The following is a 1835-nucleotide window of genomic DNA, read 5'->3' on the forward strand; positions in this document are numbered from 1 at the left end:
GGTCGGGCACGCTGTTGGGTGTCTGAGGGAATGAACGCCCTCGAGATGCCGGCCCCAGTGCACTCCGACTTCGGTTGGGGGTGATGGGTGGCTGGTCGTTGTTTGAGAACTGCACAGTGGACGCGAGCATCTGTGGCCAAGTTTTTAAGGGCGCACGGTGGATGCCTTGGCACCAGGAACCGATGAAGGACGTGGGAGGCCACGATAGTCCCCGGGGAGTCGTCAACCAGGCTTTGATCCGGGGGTTTCCGAATGGGGAAACCCGGCAGTCGTCATGGGCTGTCACCCGCTGCTGAACACATAGGCAGTGTGGAGGGAACGCGGGGAAGTGAAACATCTCAGTACCCGCAGGAAGAGAAAACAACCGTGATTCCGGGAGTAGTGGCGAGCGAAACCGGATGAGGCCAAACCGTATGCGTGTGAGACCCGGCAGGGGTTGCGCATGCGGGGTTGTGGGATCTCTCTTCTGTCGTCTGCCGGCGGCAGGACGAGTCAGAAACCGTTGATGTAGGCGAAGGACATGCGAAAGGTCCGGCGTAGAGGGTAAGACCCCCGTAGTCGAAACGTCAGCGGCTCGTTTGAGAGACACCCAAGTAGCACGGGGCCCGAGAAATCCCGTGTGAATCTGGCGGGACCACCCGCTAAGCCTAAATATTCCCTGGTGACCGATAGCGGATAGTACCGTGAGGGAATGGTGAAAAGTACCGCGGGAGCGGAGTGAAATAGTACCTGAAACCGTGTGCCTACAAGCCGTGGGAGCGTCGGACATCAAGCTTGCTTGGTGTCTCGTGACTGCGTGCCTTTTGAAGAATGAGCCTGCGAGTTTGCGGTGTGTTGCGAGGTTAACCCGAGTGGGGAAGCCGTAGCGAAAGCGAGTCCGAACAGGGCGATTCAGTAGCGCGCTCAAGACCCGAAGCGGAGTGATCTAGCCATGGGCAGGTTGAAGCGGAGGTAAGACTTCGTGGAGGACCGAACCCACCAGGGTTGAAAACCTGGGGGATGACCTGTGGTTAGGGGTGAAAGGCCAATCAAACTCCGTGATAGCTGGTTCTCCCCGAAATGCATTTAGGTGCAGCGTCGTGTGTTTCTTGCCGGAGGTAGAGCACTGGATAGGCGATGGGCCCTACCGGGTTACTGACCTTAGCCAAACTCCGAATGCCGGTAAGTGAGAGCGCGGCAGTGAGACTGTGGGGGATAAGCTCCATGGTCGAGAGGGAAACAGCCCAGAGCATCGACTAAGGCCCCTAAGCGTACGCTAAGTGGGAAAGGATGTGGAGTCGCACAGACAACCAGGAGGTTGGCTTAGAAGCAGCCACCCTTGAAAGAGTGCGTAATAGCTCACTGGTCTAGTGATTCCGCGCCGACAATGTAGCGGGGCTCAAGCGTACCGCCGAAGTCGTGTCATTGCAGCAATACGGCCAACGCCGGCTGTGATGGGTAGGGGAGCGTCGTGTGCCGGGTGAAGCAGCACCGGAAGGTAGTTGTGGACGGTTCACGAGTGAGAATGCAGGCATGAGTAGCGATTCACACGTGAGAAACGTGTGCGCCGATTGACTAAGGGTTCCTGGGTCAAGCTGATCTGCCCAGGGTAAGTCGGGACCTAAGGCGAGGCCGACAGGCGTAGTCGATGGATAACCGGTTGATATTCCGGTACCCGCTGTGAAGCGTCAAACATCGAGCATCGTGATGCTAAGGCCGTGAAGCCGTTCCGGACCCTTCGGGGAAAGGAAAGTGGTGGAGCCGCCGAACCAAGCGGTTAGTAGGTGAGTGATGGGGTGACGCAGGAAGGTAGTCCAGCCCGGGCGGTGGTTGTCCCGGGGTAAGGGTGTAGGCGT

Annotated in this window: 1 rRNA gene (running past one end of the window); it reads left to right on the forward strand. The window is 58.3% G+C overall.

Annotation, left to right across the window (positions count from 1 at the left end):
- Nucleotides 1-134 precede the first annotated feature (134 nt).
- Nucleotides 135-1835: ribosomal RNA gene (locus ACFYXA_RS34840) — 23S ribosomal RNA — on the forward strand (it continues 1489 nt past the right edge of the window).

The organism is Streptomyces sp. NPDC002566, from assembly GCF_042889585.1.
GTDB lineage: Bacteria > Actinomycetota > Actinomycetes > Streptomycetales > Streptomycetaceae > Streptomyces.